This is a genomic window from Pseudomonas sp. NS1(2017) (assembly GCF_002269425.1).
Classification (GTDB): Bacteria; Pseudomonadota; Gammaproteobacteria; order Pseudomonadales; family Pseudomonadaceae; genus Aquipseudomonas; species Aquipseudomonas reactans.
Genome location: NZ_CP022960.1, coordinates 4,513,113 through 4,535,549, shown reverse-complemented (window position 1 = coordinate 4,535,549; position 22,437 = coordinate 4,513,113). Strand labels below are relative to the sequence as shown.

The 22,437-nt window shown below is 61.5% G+C and carries 25 protein-coding genes; 12 read left to right on the top strand and 13 right to left on the bottom strand.

The window, feature by feature from the left end; genetic code table 11:
- Positions 1-75: 75 nt before the first annotated feature.
- The 7 genes from argE to CI807_RS21250 all read right to left on the bottom strand — a co-directional run bounded on the left by argE (position 76) and on the right by CI807_RS21250 (position 7,218).
- Positions 76-1,233 carry an acetylornithine deacetylase gene (gene argE / locus CI807_RS21285; RefSeq protein ID WP_095016087.1) on the bottom strand — a complete coding sequence of 386 codons (1,158 nt, stop codon included), beginning with the start codon at positions 1,231-1,233 and terminating at the stop codon, positions 76-78.
- Positions 1,230-1,904: a DUF1028 domain-containing protein gene (locus CI807_RS21280; RefSeq protein WP_095016086.1), complete on the bottom strand. Its 675-nt coding sequence runs from the start codon at positions 1,902-1,904 to the stop codon at positions 1,230-1,232. The genes argE and CI807_RS21280 overlap by 4 nt, the downstream gene beginning before the upstream one ends.
- Positions 1,905-1,913: 9 nt before the next feature.
- Positions 1,914-2,645 (bottom strand): class II aldolase and adducin N-terminal domain-containing protein, encoded by a 732-nt coding sequence (locus CI807_RS21275; protein ID WP_095016085.1) that lies wholly within the window; start codon positions 2,643-2,645, stop codon positions 1,914-1,916.
- Positions 2,646-2,699: 54 nt separating this feature from the next.
- Entirely contained in the window at positions 2,700-3,530 is an 831-nt protein-coding gene (locus tag CI807_RS21270) for an ABC transporter substrate-binding protein (protein WP_095016084.1), read from the bottom strand.
- A 27-nt stretch (positions 3,531-3,557) separates the two neighbouring features.
- Positions 3,558-4,430, bottom strand: a complete 873-nt coding sequence (locus CI807_RS21265; protein WP_095016083.1) for a phytanoyl-CoA dioxygenase family protein — start codon at positions 4,428-4,430, stop codon at positions 3,558-3,560.
- Between the two features lie 26 nt (positions 4,431-4,456).
- Positions 4,457-5,974, bottom strand: a complete 1,518-nt coding sequence (locus tag CI807_RS21260) for an amino acid ABC transporter permease/ATP-binding protein (protein WP_095016082.1) — start codon at positions 5,972-5,974, stop codon at positions 4,457-4,459.
- Positions 5,975-6,228: 254 nt separating this feature from the next.
- The gene (locus tag CI807_RS21250; protein WP_095016080.1) at positions 6,229-7,218 is read right to left on the bottom strand and encodes a LysR family transcriptional regulator; all 990 of its coding nucleotides are present in this window, start codon (positions 7,216-7,218) and stop codon (positions 6,229-6,231) included.
- Between the two features lie 182 nt (positions 7,219-7,400).
- Between CI807_RS21250 and CI807_RS21245 the strand changes: the two genes are divergently transcribed.
- From CI807_RS21245 to CI807_RS21225, 5 genes are all read left to right on the top strand, one after another.
- Entirely contained in the window at positions 7,401-7,823 is a 423-nt protein-coding gene (locus CI807_RS21245; protein ID WP_095016079.1) for a RidA family protein, read from the top strand.
- A 17-nt stretch (positions 7,824-7,840) separates the two neighbouring features.
- Entirely contained in the window at positions 7,841-8,287 is a 447-nt protein-coding gene (locus CI807_RS21240) for a type II 3-dehydroquinate dehydratase (RefSeq protein WP_095016078.1), read from the top strand.
- A 20-nt stretch (positions 8,288-8,307) separates the two neighbouring features.
- Complete coding sequence (locus tag CI807_RS21235; RefSeq protein ID WP_095016077.1) at positions 8,308-9,558, top strand: NAD(P)/FAD-dependent oxidoreductase; 1,251 nt, start codon at positions 8,308-8,310, stop codon at positions 9,556-9,558.
- 145 nt (positions 9,559-9,703) lie between these two features.
- Positions 9,704-10,219, top strand: coding sequence for a hypothetical protein (locus CI807_RS21230; RefSeq protein ID WP_157742055.1), 516 nt, complete (start codon positions 9,704-9,706; stop codon positions 10,217-10,219).
- A 24-nt stretch (positions 10,220-10,243) separates the two neighbouring features.
- Positions 10,244-10,690, top strand: a complete 447-nt coding sequence (locus CI807_RS21225) for a hypothetical protein (RefSeq protein WP_095016076.1) — start codon at positions 10,244-10,246, stop codon at positions 10,688-10,690.
- A gap of 54 nt (positions 10,691-10,744) precedes the next feature.
- On the opposite strand, the gene msrA is transcribed toward CI807_RS21225, so the two are convergent.
- On the bottom strand, positions 10,745-11,251 hold the full coding sequence (msrA, locus tag CI807_RS21220) for a peptide-methionine (S)-S-oxide reductase MsrA (protein WP_095016075.1): 507 nt from the start codon (positions 11,249-11,251) through the stop codon (positions 10,745-10,747).
- Between the two features lie 132 nt (positions 11,252-11,383).
- On the opposite strand from msrA, the gene CI807_RS21215 reads away from it, so the two are divergent.
- From CI807_RS21215 to CI807_RS21205, 3 genes are read left to right on the top strand one after another with little or no spacing between them, the layout of a single operon-like run.
- Positions 11,384-12,427 (top strand): alpha/beta fold hydrolase, encoded by a 1,044-nt coding sequence (locus CI807_RS21215; protein WP_095016074.1) that lies wholly within the window; start codon positions 11,384-11,386, stop codon positions 12,425-12,427.
- 27 nt (positions 12,428-12,454) lie between these two features.
- The gene (locus CI807_RS21210) at positions 12,455-12,973 is read left to right on the top strand and encodes a DUF2569 domain-containing protein (RefSeq protein ID WP_095016073.1); all 519 of its coding nucleotides are present in this window, start codon (positions 12,455-12,457) and stop codon (positions 12,971-12,973) included.
- A gap of 6 nt (positions 12,974-12,979) precedes the next feature.
- Positions 12,980-14,374 carry a PLP-dependent aminotransferase family protein gene (locus CI807_RS21205; protein ID WP_095016072.1) on the top strand — a complete coding sequence of 465 codons (1,395 nt, stop codon included), beginning with the start codon at positions 12,980-12,982 and terminating at the stop codon, positions 14,372-14,374.
- Here CI807_RS21205 and panB read toward each other — a convergent pair.
- A complete protein-coding gene (gene panB / locus CI807_RS21200; protein ID WP_095016071.1) occupies positions 14,362-15,177 on the bottom strand; it encodes a 3-methyl-2-oxobutanoate hydroxymethyltransferase in 816 nt (271 codons plus the stop codon). The two genes, CI807_RS21205 and panB, sit on opposite strands and share 13 nt — an antisense overlap.
- 139 nt (positions 15,178-15,316) lie before the next feature.
- Here panB and CI807_RS21195 point away from each other — a divergent pair, with 139 nt between their 5' ends.
- On the top strand, positions 15,317-15,478 hold the full coding sequence (locus CI807_RS21195) for a DUF2986 domain-containing protein (RefSeq protein ID WP_095016070.1): 162 nt from the start codon (positions 15,317-15,319) through the stop codon (positions 15,476-15,478).
- A 1-nt stretch (position 15,479) separates the two neighbouring features.
- Here the strand turns inward: CI807_RS21195 and CI807_RS21190 are convergent, their stop codons facing one another.
- From CI807_RS21190 to CI807_RS21180, 3 genes are all read right to left on the bottom strand, one after another.
- The gene (locus CI807_RS21190; protein WP_095016069.1) at positions 15,480-16,691 is read right to left on the bottom strand and encodes a YeeE/YedE family protein; all 1,212 of its coding nucleotides are present in this window, start codon (positions 16,689-16,691) and stop codon (positions 15,480-15,482) included.
- Between the two features lie 875 nt (positions 16,692-17,566).
- The gene (locus tag CI807_RS21185; protein ID WP_095016068.1) at positions 17,567-17,950 is read right to left on the bottom strand and encodes a DUF1294 domain-containing protein; all 384 of its coding nucleotides are present in this window, start codon (positions 17,948-17,950) and stop codon (positions 17,567-17,569) included.
- Positions 17,947-18,777, bottom strand: a complete 831-nt coding sequence (locus CI807_RS21180) for an undecaprenyl-diphosphate phosphatase (RefSeq protein ID WP_095016067.1) — start codon at positions 18,775-18,777, stop codon at positions 17,947-17,949. Before CI807_RS21180 ends, CI807_RS21185 begins: the two co-directional genes overlap by 4 nt.
- 219 nt (positions 18,778-18,996) lie before the next feature.
- On the opposite strand from CI807_RS21180, the gene CI807_RS21175 reads away from it, so the two are divergent.
- The 3 genes from CI807_RS21175 to CI807_RS21165 all read left to right on the top strand — a co-directional run bounded on the left by CI807_RS21175 (position 18,997) and on the right by CI807_RS21165 (position 21,964).
- A complete protein-coding gene (locus CI807_RS21175) occupies positions 18,997-20,631 on the top strand; it encodes a methyl-accepting chemotaxis protein (protein ID WP_095016066.1) in 1,635 nt (544 codons plus the stop codon).
- 224 nt (positions 20,632-20,855) lie between these two features.
- On the top strand, positions 20,856-21,419 hold the full coding sequence (gene pnuC / locus CI807_RS21170; protein WP_016977988.1) for a nicotinamide riboside transporter PnuC: 564 nt from the start codon (positions 20,856-20,858) through the stop codon (positions 21,417-21,419).
- Positions 21,416-21,964 carry an AAA family ATPase gene (locus tag CI807_RS21165; protein WP_095016065.1) on the top strand — a complete coding sequence of 183 codons (549 nt, stop codon included), beginning with the start codon at positions 21,416-21,418 and terminating at the stop codon, positions 21,962-21,964. The genes pnuC and CI807_RS21165 overlap by 4 nt, the downstream gene beginning before the upstream one ends.
- Here the strand turns inward: CI807_RS21165 and CI807_RS21160 are convergent.
- A complete protein-coding gene (locus CI807_RS21160) occupies positions 21,926-22,354 on the bottom strand; it encodes a MarR family winged helix-turn-helix transcriptional regulator (protein ID WP_256348914.1) in 429 nt (142 codons plus the stop codon). The genes CI807_RS21165 and CI807_RS21160 overlap by 39 nt on opposite strands.
- Positions 22,355-22,437: the final 83 nt, after the last annotated feature.

The following is a 22,437-nucleotide window of genomic DNA, read 5'->3' as shown; positions in this document are numbered from 1 at the left end:
ATGTCTCGCCTGCAAAACAGTGTGCGACGGGGCTACAACGCTCGGAATCCTACCTGGGTATGGGCCGTGTATACCTTAGTTTGCAGGCTGGCTCACAAACCCCAGCACCCGCGCCAGCATCCGGTCACAGGCCTGCAACTGCGCCACGCTGATGAACTCGTCCGGCTTGTGCCCCTGTTCCATGCTGCCCGGCCCGCACACCACCGTGGGAATGCCGGCCTGGTCGAACAGCCCACCTTCAGTGCCAAAAGCCACGGTGCCGAATTCCCTTGAGCCGCAGAACTGCGCCACCCACTCGGCGGCCTGACTTTCCAGCGACGTGGCCAAACCGGGATAGCTGGACAACTCGCTGAGACTGATCGCCGATTGCCCACTCACCGCCCGCATCGCCGGCAGCAGGGTTTGCTCGGCGTATGCCTGTAATTGCCGGGCAACCTGCCAGGGATCCTGGGCCGGCAAGGAGCGCACTTCGAAGTCGAAACTGCAGTCCTGCGGGACGATGTTCAGTGCCTTGCCGCCGTTGATCAAGCCGGTCTGCACCGTGGAAAATGCCGGATCGAAACGCTGATCCAGAAGCTGCGGCGCCTTGAGCGCTTCGCCGAGCCGCACCAGTTCGCTGACCAAGCGCGCGGCGTATTCAATGGCATTCACCCCCGCCGGCGCATAGGCCGAATGGCACGCCGCGCCGTGCACATGGCAACGCATCGCCAGCTTGCCCTTGTGGCCGAGCACCGGCTTGAGTTCGGTGGGTTCGCCAATCACGCACAACAAGGGCTTGACCGGCTGATCATGGAATCGCTCGATCAGCGAACGCACACCCAGGCAACCGACTTCTTCGTCATACGACAGCGCAATGTGCACCGGCATGTGCAGCGAAGCCTTCGCCAGGGCCGGCACACACGCCAGCACACAGGCGATATAACCCTTCATGTCCGCTGTGCCACGGCCGTACAACTTGCCGTCTTGCTCGGTAAGGTCAAACGGCGCCACGCTCCAGCGCTGCCCATCCACCGGCACCACGTCGGTATGCCCCGACAACACAATGCCGGGCACGTCTGCCGGGCCGATGGTCGCGAGCAGATTGGCCTTGCTCTTGTGTTCGTTGTACACCAGCTCGCAGGCCACGCCGTGGTCCTGCAAATACGTGCGCACAAAGTCGATCAAGGCCAGGTTGGATTCGCGGCTGGTGGTGTCAAAACGCACCAGTTGCGCCAGCAGGTCGCGACTGTTCATCGGTCGTCTCCCGGCACGGCGTAGCCGGGTGCGACCTGTGGGTTGATGGCGCGATCGATATAGGCCTGCAACTGCCCGCGATAAGCCTGCCAGAGCTGGTCGAGGGCGCCGATGGGGTCTTCATCCGCCCAGTCCACGCGCAGGTTGACGATGGGCCACAAGAGGTCATCCACCAACACCAGCGCCGCCGAATGCACCGGCCCCGCTTCACCACCGCCTGCCACACCGGCGTGCATCGCTGCCAGCAGGCGGTCGGCCAGAGGCCCGGAGGCCTTTTCGAAAGCCGCCACCATGGCGTCGATCACAGCAGGTTGGGCGAGCATATTCCCCGCCGCCACACACTGCTCGCCACTCACCGCATGGTGGATGCCCAGGGTCTGCGCGCCACTGAAATGCGCGGTGCGGCCTTGGCTATCAATCACCGTGACCTGGCGGTACTCACTGTGATCCTGCCCAGCCAACGCGGCCAGCGCCTCACTCGGCGCCACCCCCTGTTCCAACAGGTCCAGCACCTGCGGCCCCAGGCTCGGCAAGGTGATGTTCTGCGACGCCACCGCCCCCACGCCGGGCCGCAGCCACGGGCAACGCGCGCCCACGGCAATGCTCGATGAGCTGATGGCGATGCCCAACTGGCCTGTCTCGGCGCAGCGGGCGACAACGGAAAACGTCATGTGGAGTCCTCAGTCGAGCACAGAAGGGTCTGCGTCGATCATCAACTGCTTCATTTCTTCAAAGTGCTGGCGCGAGAAATCGGCAATACCTTCCCAGCCGCGCGCGGTTTTTTCCGCCACGTCATCGGACAACACCCGCAACGGCTGCCCGGTGGACCAGGCGGTGACGAGGATCTGGCAGGCGCGCTCCAGGGTCCAGATATCGTCAAACGCTTCACCGATGGAACCGGCCGTGACCATCACGCCGTGGTTGCCCATCAGCAACCGGCTTTTGCCATCCAGCAACCCGGCCAGGCGCGCGCCTTCGGCCTCGGTGTCGGCCATGCCGCCGTAGAGTTCGTCCACCGCCACGCGGTTGAAATAGCGCGCGGTGTTTTGGTCGATCGGCGGGATATGCGGCTTGGCCAGGCATGCCACAGCGGTGGTGTAGACCGGGTGCAAATGCAGCACCGCACGGGTCTGCGGCAGCAGCCGATGAATTTGCCCGTGGATCGACCAGGCGGTGGCGTCCACGTTCGGGTGATCGGCACAGGAGGCATCATCCGCGTTCAACAGCAGCAGGTCGCTGGCGCGAATGCGCGAGAAGTGCTTCCACTTCGGGTTGAGCAAAAACTGTTTGCCATCGGCCGACACGGCAGCGCTGAAGTGGTTGGCCACCGCCTCATGCATGCCCAGGTGGGCGATGATGCGAAAGGTCGCCGCCAGGTCAATGCGCGTCTGTTCTTCGTGGGATAACGCCATGAATCGGTCTCCGCAGGGCGCGGCCGCACGCGAATGCGGCACGCGCTGATAGGTTTATTTCGGCATCAGTGCCGCGATGTCGGCATCGGTGGGTGCCTGGAAGTTGTACTTCTTGAGCAAGGCGGCGTATTCCGGCGTGGCGCGGTATTTTTCCAGGCCTTCAAGCAAGGCCTTCTTCACCGTGTCATTGCCCTTCTTCACGCCGAAGCCGTTCAGCACCGGGTAGATCAGGGTGTCGGAGGAAATCACCACGCGGCTGCCGAGTTTGTCGATTACGCCACGGGCCACGGCGGCGTCGGTGATCTGCGCTTCAACCGCGTGAGCCAGCAGGGCCTGGGTGGTTTGCGGGTCGGTGCTGTATTCGCTGATCTGGATCGGCTTCAGGCCCTTGGCCACGCAGTACTCGGTGGACAGTTTGTTCATTTGCGCCAGCCACGACGTGGCGCCCATCGAGCCGATCTTGTGGCCGCAGAACTCTTCCGGGGTCTTGGGCTGGAAGCTGCTGTCCTTGAGGGTGAGGATCGACTCGCCGCTCTTGAGGTAAGGGATCATGTCGATGACCTTGACCCGCTCCGCCGTGATGTACATCGACGAATTGGTCACATCGAAACGCCCGGCTTGCAAGCCGGTGATCAGGTTGGGGAAACGCGTGTCGAGGGTCTCGACCTTGCGGCCCATGACCTTGCCCAGGCCGTCCATGAACTCGATGTCAAAGCCTGCGGGTTTGTTGTTATCCATGTACTCATAGGGGAAGAACGTCACGTCGGAACCGGCGATGATCTTGCCGTCCTGCTGGAATGCCGAAGCCGCCAACGAAGTCATCGCAACCGCTGCGCCCAGCAGGCACACGGCAAGGGGACGAACACTTTTACGAAACGCTGTCATGGTGATTACCTACAAGGTTTTAGGGGATTAGGCAGTGGCTGAGTCTTGTCCGGCCTGTTGCACGAAGAACGAAGCGCCACGGGGCTTTTGCGGCCAGCGCATGTGGTTGTTCGTGGAACGCACCAAGCCACTTTCTTCACCGGCCACCAGCAGGCCGGCATGTGCGCTGGGCAGCGGGTTTTCGCCGAATGGCAGCGCGTCTTCAGCGGCATATACGCTGATGAAAAGGGTGCGCGGCAGTTCGGTCTCGTTAGGGCTGGAAGCATGCAAAAGGCGGGTGTGCATGAAGCACACGGAGCCCGCGGGGCCGTAGCACGCCACCGGTTGCTGGCAGTGCTCTTCGACGACAGCGTCGTCCACCGAGCCGGTAAAACGCTGGTGTTGCCAGTGTGACCACAGCGGGCCTTTGTGGCTGCCGGGGATCACGTTCAGCGGGCCGTTTTCCGGGGTCACTTCGCTGACCATCAGCAAGGCGGTGACGATGTCGTCGTTGCTGTGGGGCGTGAACAGGAAGTCCTGGTGCCACTTCACCTGGGTCGCCGTATGGGGCAGTTTCGAGTTGATCTTGCTGTGGTGAAAACGCGCGCCGTGGGCGCCGATCAACTGCGCGGAAATCGCCGCCATGCGTGAGTGCAACGCTACGCGCTCATAGGCCGCTGAAATCTCGGTGGGCGAACTCACCCGGCGTAGCGACGGGTGATCGGCGCGGTGATCGCCCTCCAGGTCAAACCGCTCGCGGCCATCGACGGTGGCGCCCCAACCCTGCGCATGGCTGCGGCTTTCTTCGACCCACTGGTCGAAATCGTGCTGCAACGCGGCCACTTCTTCCGGCGACAACACGCCTTCGACCACCAAAAAACCGTCACGCTGGAATTGTTCGATGTGCGCTTGCTCAATCATTGTGTTTTTCCTGAACGTTGAGGGGGTCACGCCAGCGAGACGTCCTTGAGGAACGCCTCCACGCGTGGGTTGTGGCCGCTGCGCAAGGCGCCCGGCGTGTCGTCGCAGACCACGCGGCCCTTCTCCATGAACACGATGCGGTCGGACACCTTGAAGGCGAAGTTCATCTCGTGGGTGACAATCACCATGGTGATGCCCTCCTCGGCCAGGGCTTCGATGACTTGCAGCACTTCGTTGACTTTCTCTGGGTCGAGGGCCGAAGTCGGCTCGTCGAACAGCATGATCTGCGGGCGCATCATCAAGGCGCGGGCGATGGCCACGCGTTGTTGTTGGCCGCCGGACAGCTGGTGCGGGTATTTCCAGGCATGGTCGAGCATGCCGACCTTGTGCAGCAGTGCGTAGGCCTGTTGCTTGAGCTCGGAAGTCGCGCCCAGCCGATGGTATTTCGGCGCCATCAGCAGGTTGTCGAGCACGCTCAAATGCGGGAACAGGTTGAAGCTCTGGAACACCATGCCGATGTTCAGGCGATGCTCGGCGTGCTCGATGTACTGGGGCTTCTGCGCACCGACTTTGTTCAGGTGAATGAACGGCTGGCCGTTGATCCTGATCTCGCCGTTGTCCAGTTGCTCAAGGCCATTGAGCAGGCGGATCAGCGTGGTTTTGCCAGAGCCGGAAGGGCCGATCACCGACACCACTTCGCCGGGCTGGATCTGCAGGTTGACCGAGCCCAGCACCTCGATATCGTTGTAGGCCTTGTGCAGCCGCGCGGCCTGCAACGCAGGTTCGCCATTGGTGGCCGGGCGCGCCAAGGCGGTGCGCTGTTGGGTGGCCAGGGCCAGCACCGCCGCATCGGGAACACGGGACACGTTGCGCTGATTGACGTCGAGAAAGCGCTCCAGGCGTTTGAGCAGGAAGTCGAACACCGTGACGATAAACACGTAGAAGAACGCCACCGCCGCCATGGTCTCGATCACCAGGAAGTTCTGCGAATACAGGCGCTGGCCGACCATCAGGATCTCGGTCAGCGAGATCACCGACACCAACGAGGTGAGCTTGACGATGGAGATGTATTCGTTGGCCAGCGACGGCAACGCCACCCGTAATGCCTGGGGAATCACTACGCGCCATTGGGTGCCGAAGAACTTCAGGCCCAGTGCCCGTGCCGCTTCACCCTGGCCCTTGGGGATCGACAGCAGGCCACCGCGATGGATCTCGGCCACGTAGGCGGTCTCGCAGATCACCAGCGCCAGCAGGCCGGACCAGAACGGGTCGGCCAGGATCGCCGAGGTGCTGGGCAACGCTTGCGGCAGGTTGTAGATAAAGATCAGCAGCACCAGCAGCGGCAGGCTGCGGAACAGCCAGATATAGCCGCGCGCCGGCACGCTGAGCAGGCCGTGCCTGGATTGCTTGGCCAGCGCCAGCAGAAAGCCCAGGCCGATGCTCAAGACCCAGGTCAGGGTGCTGAGCTTGATCACCGTCCACGTCGCACGCCAGAACTCGGCATCGCCCAGCAAACCAAACATGTAATTCCAGTCGAATGTCATCGTCGCTGTGCCCTGAGAAGTTGATCTACATCGATGGGTTCAGAGTCGTGGGGGGAGGTGGTCAGGGTCAATTCGTAAAAGCCGGGGCACTGGGTAGGCAGAACCTATGCAGCTCAAAACGGTGCACGCCGGAATGGGTGGCACATTGCGCGCGACATTTCAGTGCAAAACAGGCTTGCCGCTTGTGTGTAGGAGCGAGCTTGCTCGCGAGAAACCCAACGTCGCCGCGTCGTTTCAGGTTTCCCGCGTTATCGTTAACGACCTTCGCGAGCAAGCTCGCTCCTACAATCGCGCACCGCATGCGGATCAAAAAAGCTCGGCGACGCCATGCCGGGGATGTACTGGTCGGACACAAACATGCGGCAACGCTCGGCAAACGCCGACACCACCCGCGACGGCTGGGTGTTGCAGGCCGTGGCGTAGCCCAGGCGCATCGGGCGGTGGGCGCCGGCCAGGCGCAGGCGGATCACGCGCTTGCCGTCCTGGGACAGGTTCGATTTGGGCCGTGCATTCGCGAAGGAATAGCCGATGCCGTTGCCCACCATGGCACGCACCGTTTCGAGGTTGGTGGAGCGCATGATGATGTTCGGCGTGGTGCCGGCCTGGATAAACAGGCTGAGGAAATAGTCGCGGCTCCACGGTGTGTCGAGCAGCACCACCGGGTAAGCCTCAAGGTCTTGCATGCTGACGGCCGGCGAGTTCGCCAGCGGGTGATACTCGCCGACCATGACATAAGGCGGCAGCTGCGCCAGGGGCTGGAAGTCGATGTCCGGGCTGGTCACCAGGTCGTAGGTCAGGGCGATATCCAGCTCGCCACTGCGCAGTTTTTCCAGCAACTCTTCGTGGTTGCCTTCGGCTTGCGTCAGCCGCACGCCGGGAAACGCGCGGCCGAAACCAAACACCAATTCCGGCGTGATCATCGGCGCCAGCGACGCCAGGCAGCCGACCCGCAGCGGCCCGCGCACGCTGTTCAAGGACTCCGAGGCGATGGTGTAGAGGTTGGTCATCTGTTCCAGGATCAGCTTGGCTTCCTGCATCACCAGGCGCCCCACCGCCGTGAGGGAAATGCCCTGGGCGTGGTGGCGGATAAACAGTTGGATGCCCAGCTCGGCCTCCATATGGGTGATCGCCGCCGAGATCGAAGGCGACGACACGTGGATGCGTTCAGCGGCCGCACTGATGCTGCCCGCCTCTCCCGACGCAACGAAATACTCCAGTTGACGCTGAGTAATACGACTGAGCATCACGCCTGCCCCTCAACAATGACTGTACCGGGAGCGTTGCAGGGTTCGTGCCGGGTCAGGCGCCAGGCGATGAGTTGCACGGGCTTCGGTTTTTCCTAAGCACTACCCCGCGCAAATGCTGGTTTCGTTGCAACCGGGGCGATGTGAAGCTGGCTGCATCCCGTGTCCCATGAGTTGCCGTTATGCCGACCCACACTCGCATCCGCATGTTCAACACCCAACAGACCTACCCCAACCAGGCGCTGGACAACGACCTGTGCCAGGCCGTGCGCGCGGGCAACACCATTTATGTGCGCGGCCAGATCGGCACTGATTTTGAGGGCAACCTCATTGGCCTCGGCGACCCGCGTGCGCAAGCCGAACAGGCGATGAAAAACGTCAAGCAACTGCTGGAAGAGGCGGGTTCTGATCTGTCGCACATCGTGAAGACCACCACCTACCTGATCGACCCGCGCTACCGCGAGCCGGTGTACCAGGAAGTCGGCAAGTGGCTCAGAGGCGTATTCCCGATCTCGACCGGGCTGGTGATCTCGGGCTTGGGGCAGCCGGAGTGGTTGATGGAAATCGACGTGATTGCGGTTGTGCCGGATGACTGGCAGCCCTGAACAACCTGGAGTACGCCATGACCCACTCTGTGTTTTTCCTCAACGGGCCCAACGCCAACCTCTACGGCCTGGACAAAGCCGGCACCTATGGCAGCGAGAGTTTTGCCAGCATCGAAGCCCGTTGCCAAGACCTCGCCGCGACCCTGGGCCTGACCCTGGACTTTCGCCAGAGCAACCATGAAGGCGTGCTGGTGGACTGGATTCAAGAGGCACGCTTGAACGCCGACGCCATCGTGATCAACGCCGCCGGGCTCAGCTACAGCTCGGTGCCGATCCTGGATGCGCTGCTGGCCTTCGACGGCCCGATCATCGAAGCGCACATGAGCAATATCTGGAAGCGCGAAAGCTTTCGGCACCACTCCTATGTATCCAAGGCCGCCACCGGTGTGATCGCCGGGCTGGGAGCGCTGGGTTACCAACTGGCACTCACGGCCGTGGCCGAATTGCTGGACCAAACCGCCTAATGACTGTGCAGGAACCGCCTATGTCCGTCGAAAAAATCAACACCCTGGTCGTCGGCGCAGGCCAGGCCGGCGTCGCCATGAGCGAACACCTGTCGCTGATGGGCGTGCCGCATATCGTGCTGGAACGCCACCGCATCGCCGAACGCTGGCGTTCGGAGCGCTGGGACTCCCTGGTCGCCAACGGCCCGGCCTGGCATGACCGGTTTCCCGGCCTCACATTCGAAGGCATTTCGCCGGAAGCCTTTCCTCCCAAGGAACGCATGGCCGACTACTTCGAAGCCTACGTGGAAAAGTTGCAGGCCCCCGTGCGCACCGGCGTCGAGGTGCAACAGGTAGAGCGTCATGTGGGGCGACCCGGCTTCAAGGTGACCACATCGGACGGCGTGATCGAAGCCACCAATGTGGTCGCCGCCACCGGCCCGTTCCAGCGCCCTTCCATCCCAAACATCGTCCCGACCACCGCGCCGCTGCATCAACTGCACTCTTGCACCTACAAGAACCCTGGCCAACTCCCCGAGGGCGCCGTGCTGGTCGTCGGCGCTGGCGCCTCCGGCTCGCAAATCGCCGAAGAACTGCAAAAGGCCGGCAAGACCGTGTACCTCTCGGTGGGCGAACACTACCGCCCTCCCCGCGCCTATCGCGGCCGTGACTACTGCTGGTGGCTGGGTGCATTGGGCCTGTGGGATGAAGTCAAAATCCAGCCGAAGAAAAAACACGTGGCCTTTGCGGTCAGCGGTTACGAAGGCGGCAAGACCGTCGACTTCCGCCGCCTGGCACACCAAGGGATTCATCTGGTGGGCGTCACCGAGGATTGGAAAGACGGTGTCATGACCTTCCAACCCGGCTTGGCCGAGAACGTGGCTGAAGGGGATCGCGCCTACTTTGATGTGCTGCGCGATGCAGATGCCTATATCGAGGCGAACGGGTTGCCGTTTCCCCCGGAGCCGCAAGCCTGGGAGTTGTTGCCAGACCCTGAGTGCCTGGTGAATCCGATGTTGAGCCTGGACCTGGCTGAAGCAGGCGTGACCACGATTCTCTGGGCCACTGGCTTTACGTTCGATTTCAGTTGGTTGAAGGTCGATGCATTCGATGAGAAAGGCGAGCCGTTCCACAAGCGCGGGATCTCCGCGCAGAGCGGAATTTACTTCCTGGGCCTGCCGAATTTGGTGAACCGCGCATCGTCGTTTATCTATGGGGTTTGGCACGATGCGAAGTACGTGGCGGACCATATCGTGTTGCAGAATGAGTACATGGCGTACGAAAAGCGCTGATCCCCCATAACTACGAAGCCGTTTCTTCGGTTAACGCCCTGTTTGTGTCAACATTGCGCACTGCGCCACTGCCCTTCCAAAGCTGCGCTATGCCCGGCTTCAATGGCCAATGGATTTACCTGGGAAACACCTCAAGGACGTCTCGATGCGAATCACCCTTTCTCTGCTTACGCTGGCCGTGGTCGGCAGCCTCCTCAACGGCTGTGCATCGACCTCGACGCCTCAGACCCGTTATTTGAGTTCTGCGCAAAGTGTGGTCTCTGATCGAGCGGATATGGACTTCAAGGATGGCAACGTCTATTTCAAAGTGCCTCACAACGTGTCTTCCGCTACACAGTTCAGCGAAAGCCTGAACACCTGTGTTCAATTTCAGGTCGCTACTTACCAAAAGAATGGCCAGGGTGTGCAGGTCTTTCGCTCCCTGGGCTACACCGAAGCGCAAATCATCAATCAGGGCAGCCGCCTGTGCATGGAAAGCAAAGGCTGGGCGCTCTACACAGTGGTCAACAACCAGGTGCAACACGTTGACCGCAGTGAGCGGGTTTATGCCGCCATGTCCGAGCGAGAGCTCGAACTCGCCCGCGACCTGCTTGTCGGTCAACGTGCGTGGTACCTCCAATATGCACCGCAGGTCCTGGCCGTTGGGGATTTAGGGAAATAAGTGACGGGTCCAGGAGACAACAACGTGGCAACAGAAAAAACCCGGAAAGTGTTTTGGTATTGCGCGTGGGGATTGCTGTTCGCGGGTTTGGCCGGCGTGCTGATAAAACAGGCCTTCGAAGAGACACCCGAGCCCAGCAAACCCAGCTACCTCAGCGACCTGATCATCCTGACCGCGCGAACGACGCCGCGTGATCGAATGGTCAACGAGGACATAAGGTTCGACCGGGCGGAAGCGGCCAACAGCCACGCGATAAGGTTCTATTACACGTTGGTCAATTACGATACCCAGCCTGATAGCTTTGACCTGGACGCGACATTCTCAGACATCACCCAGGCAGTTTGCGCCGCGCAGATGCCAAAAGACTCGTCGATCCTCACACTGGGCGGCACCTTCATTTACATTTTTGGCAGTAAAAACGAAAAAGAAGTGGGGCGGTTCGAAATCGACAAGCAGACCTGTGCTGGCTGACCGTGAAGGGGACGGATTGATTCGTCCCCTTCATTGTTATGCCGTTGCGCTGCCTTAACCGCGCTTCGGCAACTTCCAGTTCGGCCGGATAAAGTGGCAGGTATACCCGTTGGGAATTCGCTCCAGATAATCCTGGTGCTCCGGCTCCGCCTCCCAAAACGGCCCCGCCGGCTCAATCTCCGTCACCACCCGGCCCGGCCATAATTTCGAAGCATCCACATCCGCTGCCGTGTCCTCGGCTACATCCCGTTGCTGCTCACTCAGGTAATAGATCGCCGAGCGATAACTCGGCCCAAGATCATTGCCCTGTCGGTTCGCTGTGCTCGGGTCATGGATCTGGAAGAAGAACTCCAAAATCTGCCGATAACTGATTACCGCGGGGTCAAACACGATCTCGATCGCCTCCGCATGGTTGCCATGGTTGCGGTAAGTGGCATTCGGCACATCGCCACCGGTGTAGCCGACACGGGTGTGCAGCACGCCGGGGTAACGCCGCAACAGGTCTTGCATGCCCCAGAAGCAGCCGCCGGCGAGGATGGCGGTTTCGGTTGGGTTGGTCATGGTCGGTTCTTCCGCGCAATGGATACAGGCAAGTTATGGGGTTGGGTTGGCAAATACCAAGGGTAAAGAGGGGTACCCAGACGATCGGTTTCAGGTGATGATGCGCGACCAAAATCAAGGAAGATAACAACAATGAAAACCGCCTTGCGCGCCCTGCTTGTGTTTTGCCTGACCACGCCCGCCCTCGCGGCCGAAAGCCCTGTCGGCTTCAAGACCACCACCTTGCCCGACGCGCAGACCAGCCGCCCGCTGGAAATGGTGGTCTGGTATCCCGCTGCTGCAACCACCGCAAAACCCCAGTTGATCGCCGACAACGGGGTGTTCATCGGCGCCCTCGCGGTGACAGATGCACCACCGGCTGCCGGTGAGCATCCTTTGGTCGTGCTCTCCCACGGCTACGGCGGTAATTGGGGCAAACAGGTGTGGCTGGCCAGTGCATTGGCGCACAAAGGGTACATCGTGGCGGCGGTCAATCACCCCGGCACCACCACCAAGGACCGTAGCCCGCAGGCCGCCGCTCAGTTATGGAAGCGCCCGGCCGATCTGAGTCGCGCCATTGACGCGGTCCTGGCCCAGCCGAAGCAATTTGGCGCGGTGGCAAAAAATCGCATTGCCGCCGTCGGCCACTCCCTCGGTGGCTGGACCGTGCTTGAGATTGCCGGCGCACGCTTCGATCCCGACTTGTTCACCCAAGCCTGCAACGCACACCCGAAACTCGGCGGCTGCATTGGCTACCATGAGATGAACCCCGCCGGCACACCCGAAGGCAAAGCCCAGTTGGCCGCTGACTTGAGCGACAAACGCGTCACCGCCATTGTGTCCCTGGACCTGGGCCTCGCGCCCGGCTTCACCGACGCCAGTCTGGCCACACTTCCCGTACCGGCGCTGGTGATCGCGGGTGGCGTGCCCACGGAAGATATGGACCCTAACCTGGAGTCCGCCGCATTGGTCAAGCGCCTGCCCAAAGCCTCGACCCAGTACGTGGAGATCGGCGATGCCACGCACTTCACGTTCATGTCGATCTGCAAGCCGGGCGGCATGGAGCTGATTGAAGAAAGCTCGCCGGGCGATGGCATGATTTGCCGGGATGGAGAAGGCGCTCGGCCAAGGGCCGAGATCCAACAACAGGTGGTAGGACTGATGACTGCGTTTTTGCAGCAATCGTTCAGCCATTGATCAACTGAGTCACCCATGGAGCGCAACATGCAAGAAAGCGAAGCGTTGAGAGGGTTACGAGGCTGGCTCGTGCTCATTGTAATAGGCCTGGTCATCTCGATTTCCCGCACGGCCTATAGCCTGCTTGCGGTGCATTACCCGCTTTTTGCGGATGGTACTTTTACCCTGCTGTCGACGCCTGGGATGGAGTTGTACAACCCGTTGTGGGCGCCGATTCTGGTGGCGGAAGCACTGATTAATGTGTTGTTTGTCGCCACCTATGCGTACCTCATTTACCTCTTCATCACCGAGCACTATCTATTCCCCAAGGTTTATATCGCGACGGTGCTTGCGTCGGCGGTGTACATTCCGCTCGATGCCTGGGTGTGCTCATTAGTGTTCGTAGATGAACCCATTTTCGACGCCAACACGACAAAAGAGCTGGCACGGACATTGATTGCCTTGTTCATATGGGTGCCTTACATGCTGGTCTCCAGACGGGTAAAGGCAACGTTTGTCATGCATAAGCCGCAGAGCCCTGACGCGCACACGGCCGTCGGCTCTTGAGTACGCATGGCTAACCCCAAGGACACCGCCTTCGCCTATCAAGCGGTGTATCGCTACCTCGTCGAGCTGATCGAGGCTGGCTCTGCGCAGGGCGAGCAAAAATTGCCCTCCCTGCGCCAGTTGGCGCAGCGCCTAGGCGTGTCGGTGTCGACCACCAAATACGCCTATTCGTTGCTGGAGGATGAGGGACGGATCTACGCACGGCCCAAGCTCGGTTATTTCACGCGGTTGATACCCGCGCCTTTATCGACTCAACGCTCATCCAACCTGCTCGACCAGGTCTTCGCCAACTCCCGCCAACCGGGCATGCTGGCCTTGAGCGCCGACGTCCCGGCCATCCTGCTGTCGCTGGAAAACCCGCTGCTGATGATCGAGCGCGAACTGGCCCGCCACTACCCGCGCGCCCTGACACCGCAGTACCTGCCCTTCGGCGAGCCCGAGTTGCGCGCGGCATTGGCTGAACGCTACACCTGTTCCACGGGCAACTACTGGCAGGCCGATCAGGTGTACATCGGTGCGGACCTGCACAGTGTGCTGGAGCTGGCGCTCAACGCCCTGGACCTGGCGGGCAGCGTGGCGCTCGTAGAGTCGCCGTGTTCGTGGGCGATCCTGCGCCAGTTGCAGGCGGCGAACATCCGTGTGATCGAACTGCACCTGGACCACAACGGTCGATTCGACCTGCTGGCCCTGAATGAACTGCTCGAACATACGCCCGTCCGCCTGGCAGTGCTGTCATCCACCGTGAACATTCCCCACGGCAGCCGCATGCCCGCCGAGGATAAGCAGCAGGTCTGCCGGTGGCTGGCAGAGCGGGCTATCTGGTTGTTCGAAAACGACACGTACGGCGACTTGTATTTCGCGCCCCAACCAGCGCGCTATCGCGACTTTGCCGACCCACAGAAGCTGCTGGTTTTCTCGACCTTCGACAAGGTGATCGGCTCGGAAGCCCCCTATGGTTATGTGCTGTGCCGTGGATGTGGGCCGCAGTTGCAGCGTTTGCTCCTGGAACGGGCGTTTCGCCTCTCACCGATCCGTCAGAAAGCGATCGCCAAGCTGTTCACGTCCAAACGCATCGATGCGCACCTGCACAAGCTGCGGGCCTTGTTGCACGACTGCATGACCCGCATGAAAAACCTGCTGGACGAATACGCGCAGGGTGCCTTTGAGGTGATGACGCCGCAAGGCGGCGCGTGCTTCTGGCTTGCGGCGACGCACCCGGTCGACATGCGCCAGGTGCTCGAACGCTTGCTGGCCGAGCGCATCGTCATCGCCCCCGGTGAACTGTTCAGCCAGCAAGGCAGCTGGAAACAGCACCTGCGCCTGAGCTTCACCCTCGATTGGAGCAAGGATATTGCCCAGGCCGTGGAACAGTTGTCGCACGCGGTTCGTCAGAGCCCGTAGCAGTGCCGCGCCTCTGGGAAGCGGCCGTGGCGCACGTCTTCGGCAAACCGCTCGCAGGCGTCGCGGATCACTGCCCCCACATCCGCGTACTGTTTGACGAAACGCGGCAGGTGTTCACCGCCCAGGCCCAGTACATCTTCAGTGACCAGCACTTGACCGTCGCAGGCCGGTGATGCGCCGATGCCGATGGTGGGCATTTTCGAGTCGAGGGTGATCTGACGGGCCACGCCTTCAGCCACGCCTTCGAGCACCAGGCTGAACGCCCCCGCCTGCAGATTGGCCCGCGCGTCCTCGGCAATCCGCGCGCCGGTTTCGGCGGTGAGGCCCTGGGCCTTGAAGCCGCCCATCACATTGACGAACTGCGGCATCAGCCCCACATGCGCCATGACCGGAATACCCCGCGCCACCAGGAATTCGACAGTGCCGGCCAAGGCCTGGTTGGCCTCCAGCTTCACCGCATCGCAGCCGGTGCGCGCCAGCACCTGGGCGCAATTGCGAAAGGCTTGCTCGTTGGATTCCTGATAACTGCCAAACGGCATGTCGGCAATCACACACGCCAGGCGCGTGCTGTCGACCACGGCGCGGGTGTGGCCGATGATTTCTTCAAGCTGCATGCTCAAGGTCGAAGGCCGGCCATAACCGACCATGGCCGTGGAATCGCCGATCAGGATGAAATCGACCAAGGGGTCGATCAGCTTGGCGATGGCACTGGAGTAAGCCGTCAGAGAGACGATTTTCTGCTGCCCTTTCATGGCAACCAATTGCGGGACGGTCAGGCGTTTGGTGCGGGTGTGGAGGCTCATCGAGTGTCTTCCGTTGTGCGGTGGAGCACCCGATTATTGGCGAAAGGACAGGCGATTCAATGCACAGATCAGCGCTAAAAAGCGACCCAGTAGGCGAAGCTGGTATCATCCCAGGCCTGAACAACCCGGGTAGAACGACATGAACCGCCAGAAAAAACTCCAGCAGCTCTTCAAGGAAAAAGCCAGGAAGGCCAACGCCAAATTGGCGCCGAAGAAAAAGGACAAGTACATCAGCAAAGCGGACCGCGAAAAGCTGGCGGCTGAAGCGGCTCAGGCGCCAGACAGTTCCCCGGAAAGCTGATTCAGCAACCGCTCAATGCCACCTGCGGCCGCTCACCCGCAAAGAAAAACGGTCTCAGACGCACACCCACGCTGTTGCCAATGAACGCCGCCACCAGCCATACCCAGCCATGCAGGCTGCCCGAGGCGATACCGCTGAAGTACGCGCCGATGTTGCAGCCGTACGCCAGGCGCGAACCGTAGCCGAGCAGCAGGCCGCCGATCACCGCTGCCACCAGCGAACGCGCCGGAATCTTCAGGCTGGGGGCGAAACGCCCGGCCAGGCCAGCGGCCAACAGCGCGCCGAGCACGATGCCGATGTCCATCACGCTGGTGATGTCTTCCCACACCGGCGCAGCCAGCGCCTTGGCGTTGCCCGGCATCTGCCAGAACGCCCAACTGGCCACGTCCACACCCAGGCCGCTGGCAACTTTGGCGCCCCACAACGCAAACGCCGAGGTAATGCCCCAAGGCCGACCCGCCAGTGCCAGGGTGGCGTAGTTGAGCAAGGCCAGGCCGATGGCGCCCCACACCAATGGCCACGGGCCGCGCAAGAAGCGGCGCAGGCCTTGATGCTCGCTTTTCACACCCTCTTCCAATTGACCATGACGAGCCTTCTCCAGCCGCACGGTCACCACTGCAATGATCGCAAACACCGCCAGGCTCAGGCCCATCGCCGGCACCACGCCGAAGCTCTTGACGATGGACACCGCCGGGAAGGCCGGCAGCGCAAACCACCAGTCCACGTGGTGCGTGGCGATCAGCGAGCCACAGATAAAGAAGAACAACGTCACCAGCATGCGCGCATTGCCGCCGCCCACGGTGAACAGCGTGCCCGACGCACACCCGCCGCCCAATTGCATGCCGATGCCAAAGATGAACGCCCCAAACACCACCGACACCCCGGCCGGCGCCACCAGCCCGACCACCGGCTGCCCGAACAAACTACCCGCCCCCAATGCCGGGAAGAACAGCAGCACCGCGATCGCCAGCATTACCATCTGCGCGCGCAAGCCAGCGCCACGCCGATCATTGATGAACACGCGCCAGGCCGAGGTAAACCCGAAGGCCGCGTGGTAGAGGGTCAAGCCCAGTGCCGCGCCGACCACCAGCAACAGCACCTGGTGCGAGCCGACGCTGTTTTGCAGGAACAAGGCGCCCAGCACCAGGATGATAAAGGCCACCAACGGCGCAATAGGCTTGCGCGCGGGAGCGAGAGGAACAGAGGTGCTCATGGGGTATCTCGGTAGAGTTGAATGGGCGCGAGTATAAACCCAAGCGCTAACCACGATGCGAAGCGAGCCGCTCTTGATCTTGATCTTGCTTTTGATCTCAGGCGCCCCGTCAACCACGCTGGCCGAACGCAGGCTTTGGAGCGTGGGTAACCCGGCAGGACGCCGGGTTAGCCGCGCTGGGCCAAGGATGGCCCATCGCGGCGGCCCACGGATTCAAGCCTGCGTTCGGGCACACCGAGCCTAAGCGAGGTGCCGAGTGGTGGGGCGAAGGCCTTTTGCTTACTTTTGGGTCTTTCCAAAAGTGAGCCGCCGTAAGGGCGGAACCTTAAGTGGCCGTTATCAAAGAAATGGATATGTACCCCGACCAGAAAACTCGAGCGCCTGACACATAGCCTTCGCGGGCAAGCCCGCTCCCACATTTTGATCCGAGCACACCCCATACAACACCGGTCGGCTACCAGGCCGCCGCGCTTTTGATTTTGGGCGCCCCGTCAAACACGCTGGCCGAACGCAGGCTTTGGAGCGTGGGTAACCCGGCAGGACGCCGGGTTAGCCGCGCTGGGCCAAGGATGGCCCATCGCGGCGGCCCACGGATTCAAGCCTGCGTTCGGGCACACCGAGCCTAAGCGAGGTGCCGAGTGGTGGGGCGAAGGCCTTTTGCTTACTTTTGGGCCTTTCCAAAAGTGAGCCGCCGTAAGGGCGGAACCTTAAGTGGCCGTTATCAAAGAAATGGATATGTACCCCGACCAGAAAACTCGAGCGCCTGACACATAGCCTTCGCGGGCAAGCCCGCTCCCACATTTTGATCTGTTTACACCTGATACAGCTCGGTCGACCATCAGCGCAAGCTCCCTAGCAACAGGCCTGGCGCAAGCCTAGAGCACGGAAAGCAAGGTGCCCCCCAGGAACAGCTGATCCAACCAGAACACCTCATGCAACAACACAATCACCCAAAACAACACCTGGTAAGACACCTTGCGCGTCTTGTGCCGGAACACCTGCTGAGCAATCAACGCCCCCGGCCAGCCGCCCGCCAGTTCCACAGCGTGCAGGATATTTTCCGGAGTGCGCCAACTGTCGGTACGCGCCTTGCGTTTGTCGCTCCAGTAGAGGAAAAACGCGATCACGCTGACCAGGCCATAGGCAGCCAGCGGAATCACCGTCTCGCCGCGCTGCCACACCAGCACCGAGCCCAGCAACGGCGCCGCACACAGCAGTACAAAGATCGCCGCCTTCAAGCGCGGCTGCTGGATCATCATGCCTTGGCCGCCGCCCAGTCGATCCAGCCGAACTGCCAGGTCGCCAGGATCAGCAAACCGAACGCAATGCGGTACCAGGCAAACACCGCATAGCTGTGGCTGGCGATGAACTTGAGCAAGCCCTTCACTGCGATCATCGCGAAGATGAACGAGGTCACAAAGCCGATGGCGAACACCGGCAAGTCCGCTGGCTGGAACAAGTCACGGTACTTGTAGCCCGAATACACCGCCGCACCGACCATGGTCGGCATCGCCAGGAAAAACGAGAACTCGGTGGCGGTCTTGCGCGACAGCCCAAATAGCAAGCCACCAATGATGGTCGAGCCGGAACGCGACGTCCCTGGGATCATCGCCAGGCACTGGGCCAGGCCGACCTTGAGCGCATCTTTCCAGGTGATGTCATCGACGGTTTCGGCATGCACTTCATGCTCACGACGCTCGGCCCACAACATGATCACGCCACCCACCACCAGCGCCGTGGCCACGGTGATCGGGTTGAACAGGTAGTGGTGAATCAGGTCGGCGAAAATCACCCCCAGCACCACCGCCGGCAGGAAGGCGATCAGCAGGTTGACGGTAAACCGCTGGGCCTTGCGCTGGGTCGGCAGGCCGCTGACCACTTCGAAAATCTTGCCGCGAAACTCCCACACCACCGCCAGGATCGCGCCCAGCTGGATAATGATGTTGAACGCATTGAAGCGATCGCCGGTAAAGTCGAGCAAGTCGGCGACGATGATCTGGTGGCCGGTGCTGGAAATCGGCAGGAACTCGGTCAGCCCCTCCACAACGCCAAGAATCAATGCCTGTATGGCAGTCCAAAAATCCATGCTTCCCCCAAAGGTCTTGCTCTATGGCAAGCCTTGTTGATCTTCTTAATGGTTCACTGACGACAAGACGCGGTGTTGAGTTTCAACCCCGACCTGCAAAAATCTTGTGAAAAATCAGACAGTACTCAGGTTTTCCGAATACAGGCCGAAAGCCTATCAGACAAGGCGGAAAAGTCGATGCGGCACCCACAATTATAAAAAGCACGGAGTGACAGGACGATGAACAGTTTGCGCAATATGTCGATCAGCCGGCGCCTGTGGCTGATCCTGATAGTCGCCGTGCTGATGCTGCTGGCCCTGGGTTTGCTGATGCTCAAGCAAATCCACGACGACCTGTACCAGGCCAAGCGCCAGCAAACCCAACACGTGGTCCAGACCGCCAGCGGGATCCTGACGTTTTATCACGGCCTCGAAACCACGGGCGTGATGACCCGCGAAGCCGCCCAGAAGCAAGCCTTGAGCGCGGTGCGTGGCTTGCGCTACGACCATGACGACTACTTCTGGATCAATGACCTCACGCCCGTGATGATCATGCACCCGGCCAACCCCAAGCTCGACGGCCAGAACCTTTCGGCCATCCGTGACCCAGACGGTTTTGCCGTGTTCAACGAATTCGTGATCCTGGCCAAGGCCAAGGGCGCCGGCATCGTCAACTATCGCTGGCCAAAACCGGGCGCCGAAGCGCCGGTGGCCAAGACCTCGTATATCCAACTGTTCCAACCCTGGGGCTGGATCATCGGTTCCGGCGTGTACGTGGACGATGTGCAGGCTGAGTTCAGCGGCCAGGTCTGGAAAGCCTCGTTCATCGGCCTGGGGATCGCACTGGTGATGGCGCTGCTGGTCTCACTGATCGCCCGCAGTATTGTGCGACCGTTGCAGGACGCAGTGAACGCCATGGGCAACATTGCCAGCGGCGAAAGCGACCTGACCCGCAGCCTCGACACCCACGGCCAGGACGAAGTGACTCAACTGTCCCGGCATTTCAACAGCTTCACCGCCAAGCTGCGACAGGTGGTGGGCCAGTTGCAGGTATGCGCCAATGCACTGGGCCAGTCTTCCCAAGAACTGGGCAGCAACGCGACCCAGGCCCATGACCGCAGCCAGCAACAATCCCAGCAGATGGAACTGGTGGCCACCGCCATCAACGAAGTCACCTACGGCGTACAGGACGTGGCCAAGAATGCCGAACACGCCGCCAGCGAAATGCGCGACGCCCAGGCCCAGGCGCAGCAAGGCCAGGTGAATATCGACGGCAGCCTGCAGCAGATCGACCAGCTCTCCGGCACCATCAGCCAGGCGGTGGAAGTCATTCGCACCCTGTCGGCGGAAAGTACCCAGATCGGCAGCGTGCTTGAAGTGATCCGCTCGATTGCCGACCAGACCAACCTGTTGGCGCTTAATGCGGCGATTGAGGCGGCCCGTGCGGGCGAACAAGGGCGTGGTTTTGCCGTGGTGGCCGATGAAGTGCGGTTGCTGGCCCAGCGCACGCAAAAATCCACCGCCGAGATCCAGGGCATGATCGAACGCCTGCAAGGCCACTCGGAAGCGGCGGTCAAGGTGATCAGTGACAGCCACAGCGCCTCGCAACTGACCATCGAGCAGGCCGGCCAGGCCGGTGCCAGCCTGACCGCGATCGGCCAGGCGCTGCGCAACCTCAACGGCCTCAACGCCTCGATTGCCAGCGCCACCCTGCAACAGGCCCATGTCGTGGAAGACATCAACCAGAACGTCACCCAGGCCGCCGGCTTGTCCCACAGCACCGCACTGGCGGCAGAACAGTCGAGTGTGGCGAGTGCACATTTGCGTGGCCTGAGCGAACAGCTCGACGGCCTGCTGCGCCAATTCAAGGTCTGAGCCTGTGGCGAGCGGGCTTCTGTGGTGAGCGGGCTTGCCCCGCGCTGGGCTGCGAAGCAGCCCTAAAACCAGGCGCCGCAGTCTGTCAGGCAAAATGCGGCGTCTCTATTGGGGCTGCTTCGCAGCCCAACGCGGGGCGAGCCCGCTCGCCACAGCAGTTAATTCCTACGCCAATCTTCTTTGGTTACAATCACCGCCCTCTTCCACTCTCCCAAGGAACCACCATGTCCGGGCTTGAACTGTTCGCCGCCGCCCTCGGGGTGATTGCCGTGTGGCTGACCGTCAAGCAAAACCCCTGGTGCTGGCCCATCGGCCTGGTGATGGTGTTGCTCTACACCTGGGTGTTTTTCGACGTGAAACTCTATTCCGACATGCTGCTGCAGGTGGTCTACGCCGCACTGCAAGTCTACGGTTGGTGGCAGTGGACCCGCGCCGGCGAGGTCAAGCAAGGGCGTCAGGTCAGCAGCCTCGGCGTGCCGGCAATCATGGCCAGCCTCGCGGTGGGCGCCGTCGGCAGCCTATTGCTCGGCGCCGCCATGGCCCACTGGACGGATGCCGCCCAGCCTTGGCTCGACGCCGCCCTCACCGGCTTCAGCCTGGTGGCGCAGATGTGGATGGCGCAGAAACGCGTGCAGTGCTGGCCACTGTGGATCGCCGTGGATGTGATTTTCGTCGGGCTGTTCCTCTACAAAGGCCTCTACCTCACCGCCGCGCTCTACGCGCTGTTCACCGTGATTGCCGTGCAAGGCTGGCGTGAATGGCGCGCCGACCCGGCGTTGCACGCATGAAGGTGGTGGTACTGGCCGGCCCGGAATCCAGCGGTAAAAGCTGGCTGGCGGCGGAACTGCAAGCGCATTTCGGCGGGTTGATGGTGGGCGAATACGTGCGTTATTTCATCGATCACCATCAACGGGACACCACCCTGGCCGACATCCCGGCCATCGCCCGTGGCCAACTGGCCTGGGAAGACGCCGCCCGCGCCCAGCAGCCGGAACTGCTGATCCTCGATACGCACCTGCTCACCAACAAGCTCTGGAGCCAGACCCTGTTCGGTGACTTCCCGGCCTGGCTCGACAGCGAATTGCTGGCGCGCCATTACGACCTGCACCTGTTGTTGTCGCCGGAGGATGTGGAATGGACCGCCGACGGCCAACGCTGCCAGCCGCAACTGGCGGATCGCCGGGCGTTTTTCCAGGGCAGCCTGGAGTGGATCGAGCACCATCAGCAGCCCGCCCTGGTGATTCGTGGCGACTGGGTACAGCGCCGCGCCACCGCATTTGCGGCGGTCGAACAGCTACTCGCCGGCACGCTCCAGGTTGGCGTTCACCCTTAGCAGCAACGCCAGCAAGGTCGCTTCCTCCTCTTCACTGAACCCTTCCAGCGCCTGCGCCGTCCCCTGCTGCATGACCGCGCGGGCGGCGGGCATGCGTTTGCGCGCCGCGTCGGTCAGGGTAATGAGGCGGCTGCGTCTATCCGCCGGGTCGGCCACCCGTTCGATCATGCCGTCGCGCTCCATGCGTCCCAGCAACTGCGCCATGCTCGACTGCTCGACACGGACGATGCGCACCAGCTCGGCCTGGGGCAAGCCTTCGCTGTGCTTGAGCGCCACCAGTACCGGAATCTGCGCGACAGCGAAGCCGAGTTCTTTTAGACGACCTTCGTAGAGACGGACGAAACCCCGGCCGGCCAGGCCGATCTGTTGCATGGGGTTGGGAGCAGGCATTTGAATCTTCATGAGGGCGTTGACTTTCCATAGGATCCTATGAACAGAATGTATAGGATCCTATAAACATCGCCAAGGACAAT

Coding starts and splice junctions, on each gene's coding strand:
- CI807_RS21185 (WP_095016068.1), bottom strand. CDS start 17,950: ATGATGATCCAGCAGCCGCGCTTGAAGGCGGCGATCTTTGTACTGCTG.
- CI807_RS21240 (WP_095016078.1), top strand. CDS start 7,841: ATGACCCACTCTGTGTTTTTCCTCAACGGGCCCAACGCCAACCTCTAC.
- CI807_RS21165 (WP_095016065.1), top strand. CDS start 21,416: ATGAAGGTGGTGGTACTGGCCGGCCCGGAATCCAGCGGTAAAAGCTGG.
- CI807_RS21245 (WP_095016079.1), top strand. CDS start 7,401: ATGCCGACCCACACTCGCATCCGCATGTTCAACACCCAACAGACCTAC.
- CI807_RS21275 (WP_095016085.1), bottom strand. CDS start 2,645: ATGGCGTTATCCCACGAAGAACAGACGCGCATTGACCTGGCGGCGACC.
- panB (WP_095016071.1), bottom strand. CDS start 15,177: ATGAGCCTCCACACCCGCACCAAACGCCTGACCGTCCCGCAATTGGTT.
- CI807_RS21190 (WP_095016069.1), bottom strand. CDS start 16,691: ATGAGCACCTCTGTTCCTCTCGCTCCCGCGCGCAAGCCTATTGCGCCG.
- CI807_RS21235 (WP_095016077.1), top strand. CDS start 8,308: ATGTCCGTCGAAAAAATCAACACCCTGGTCGTCGGCGCAGGCCAGGCC.
- CI807_RS21180 (WP_095016067.1), bottom strand. CDS start 18,777: ATGGATTTTTGGACTGCCATACAGGCATTGATTCTTGGCGTTGTGGAG.
- CI807_RS21230 (WP_157742055.1), top strand. CDS start 9,704: ATGCGAATCACCCTTTCTCTGCTTACGCTGGCCGTGGTCGGCAGCCTC.
- argE (WP_095016087.1), bottom strand. CDS start 1,233: ATGAACAGTCGCGACCTGCTGGCGCAACTGGTGCGTTTTGACACCACC.
- CI807_RS21210 (WP_095016073.1), top strand. CDS start 12,455: ATGCAAGAAAGCGAAGCGTTGAGAGGGTTACGAGGCTGGCTCGTGCTC.
- CI807_RS21160 (WP_256348914.1), bottom strand. CDS start 22,354: ATGCCTGCTCCCAACCCCATGCAACAGATCGGCCTGGCCGGCCGGGGT.
- CI807_RS21215 (WP_095016074.1), top strand. CDS start 11,384: ATGAAAACCGCCTTGCGCGCCCTGCTTGTGTTTTGCCTGACCACGCCC.
- CI807_RS21195 (WP_095016070.1), top strand. CDS start 15,317: ATGAACCGCCAGAAAAAACTCCAGCAGCTCTTCAAGGAAAAAGCCAGG.
- CI807_RS21250 (WP_095016080.1), bottom strand. CDS start 7,218: ATGCTCAGTCGTATTACTCAGCGTCAACTGGAGTATTTCGTTGCGTCG.
- CI807_RS21270 (WP_095016084.1), bottom strand. CDS start 3,530: ATGACAGCGTTTCGTAAAAGTGTTCGTCCCCTTGCCGTGTGCCTGCTG.
- CI807_RS21175 (WP_095016066.1), top strand. CDS start 18,997: ATGAACAGTTTGCGCAATATGTCGATCAGCCGGCGCCTGTGGCTGATC.
- CI807_RS21280 (WP_095016086.1), bottom strand. CDS start 1,904: ATGACGTTTTCCGTTGTCGCCCGCTGCGCCGAGACAGGCCAGTTGGGC.
- msrA (WP_095016075.1), bottom strand. CDS start 11,251: ATGACCAACCCAACCGAAACCGCCATCCTCGCCGGCGGCTGCTTCTGG.
- pnuC (WP_016977988.1), top strand. CDS start 20,856: ATGTCCGGGCTTGAACTGTTCGCCGCCGCCCTCGGGGTGATTGCCGTG.
- CI807_RS21265 (WP_095016083.1), bottom strand. CDS start 4,430: ATGATTGAGCAAGCGCACATCGAACAATTCCAGCGTGACGGTTTTTTG.
- CI807_RS21260 (WP_095016082.1), bottom strand. CDS start 5,974: ATGACATTCGACTGGAATTACATGTTTGGTTTGCTGGGCGATGCCGAG.
- CI807_RS21205 (WP_095016072.1), top strand. CDS start 12,980: ATGGCTAACCCCAAGGACACCGCCTTCGCCTATCAAGCGGTGTATCGC.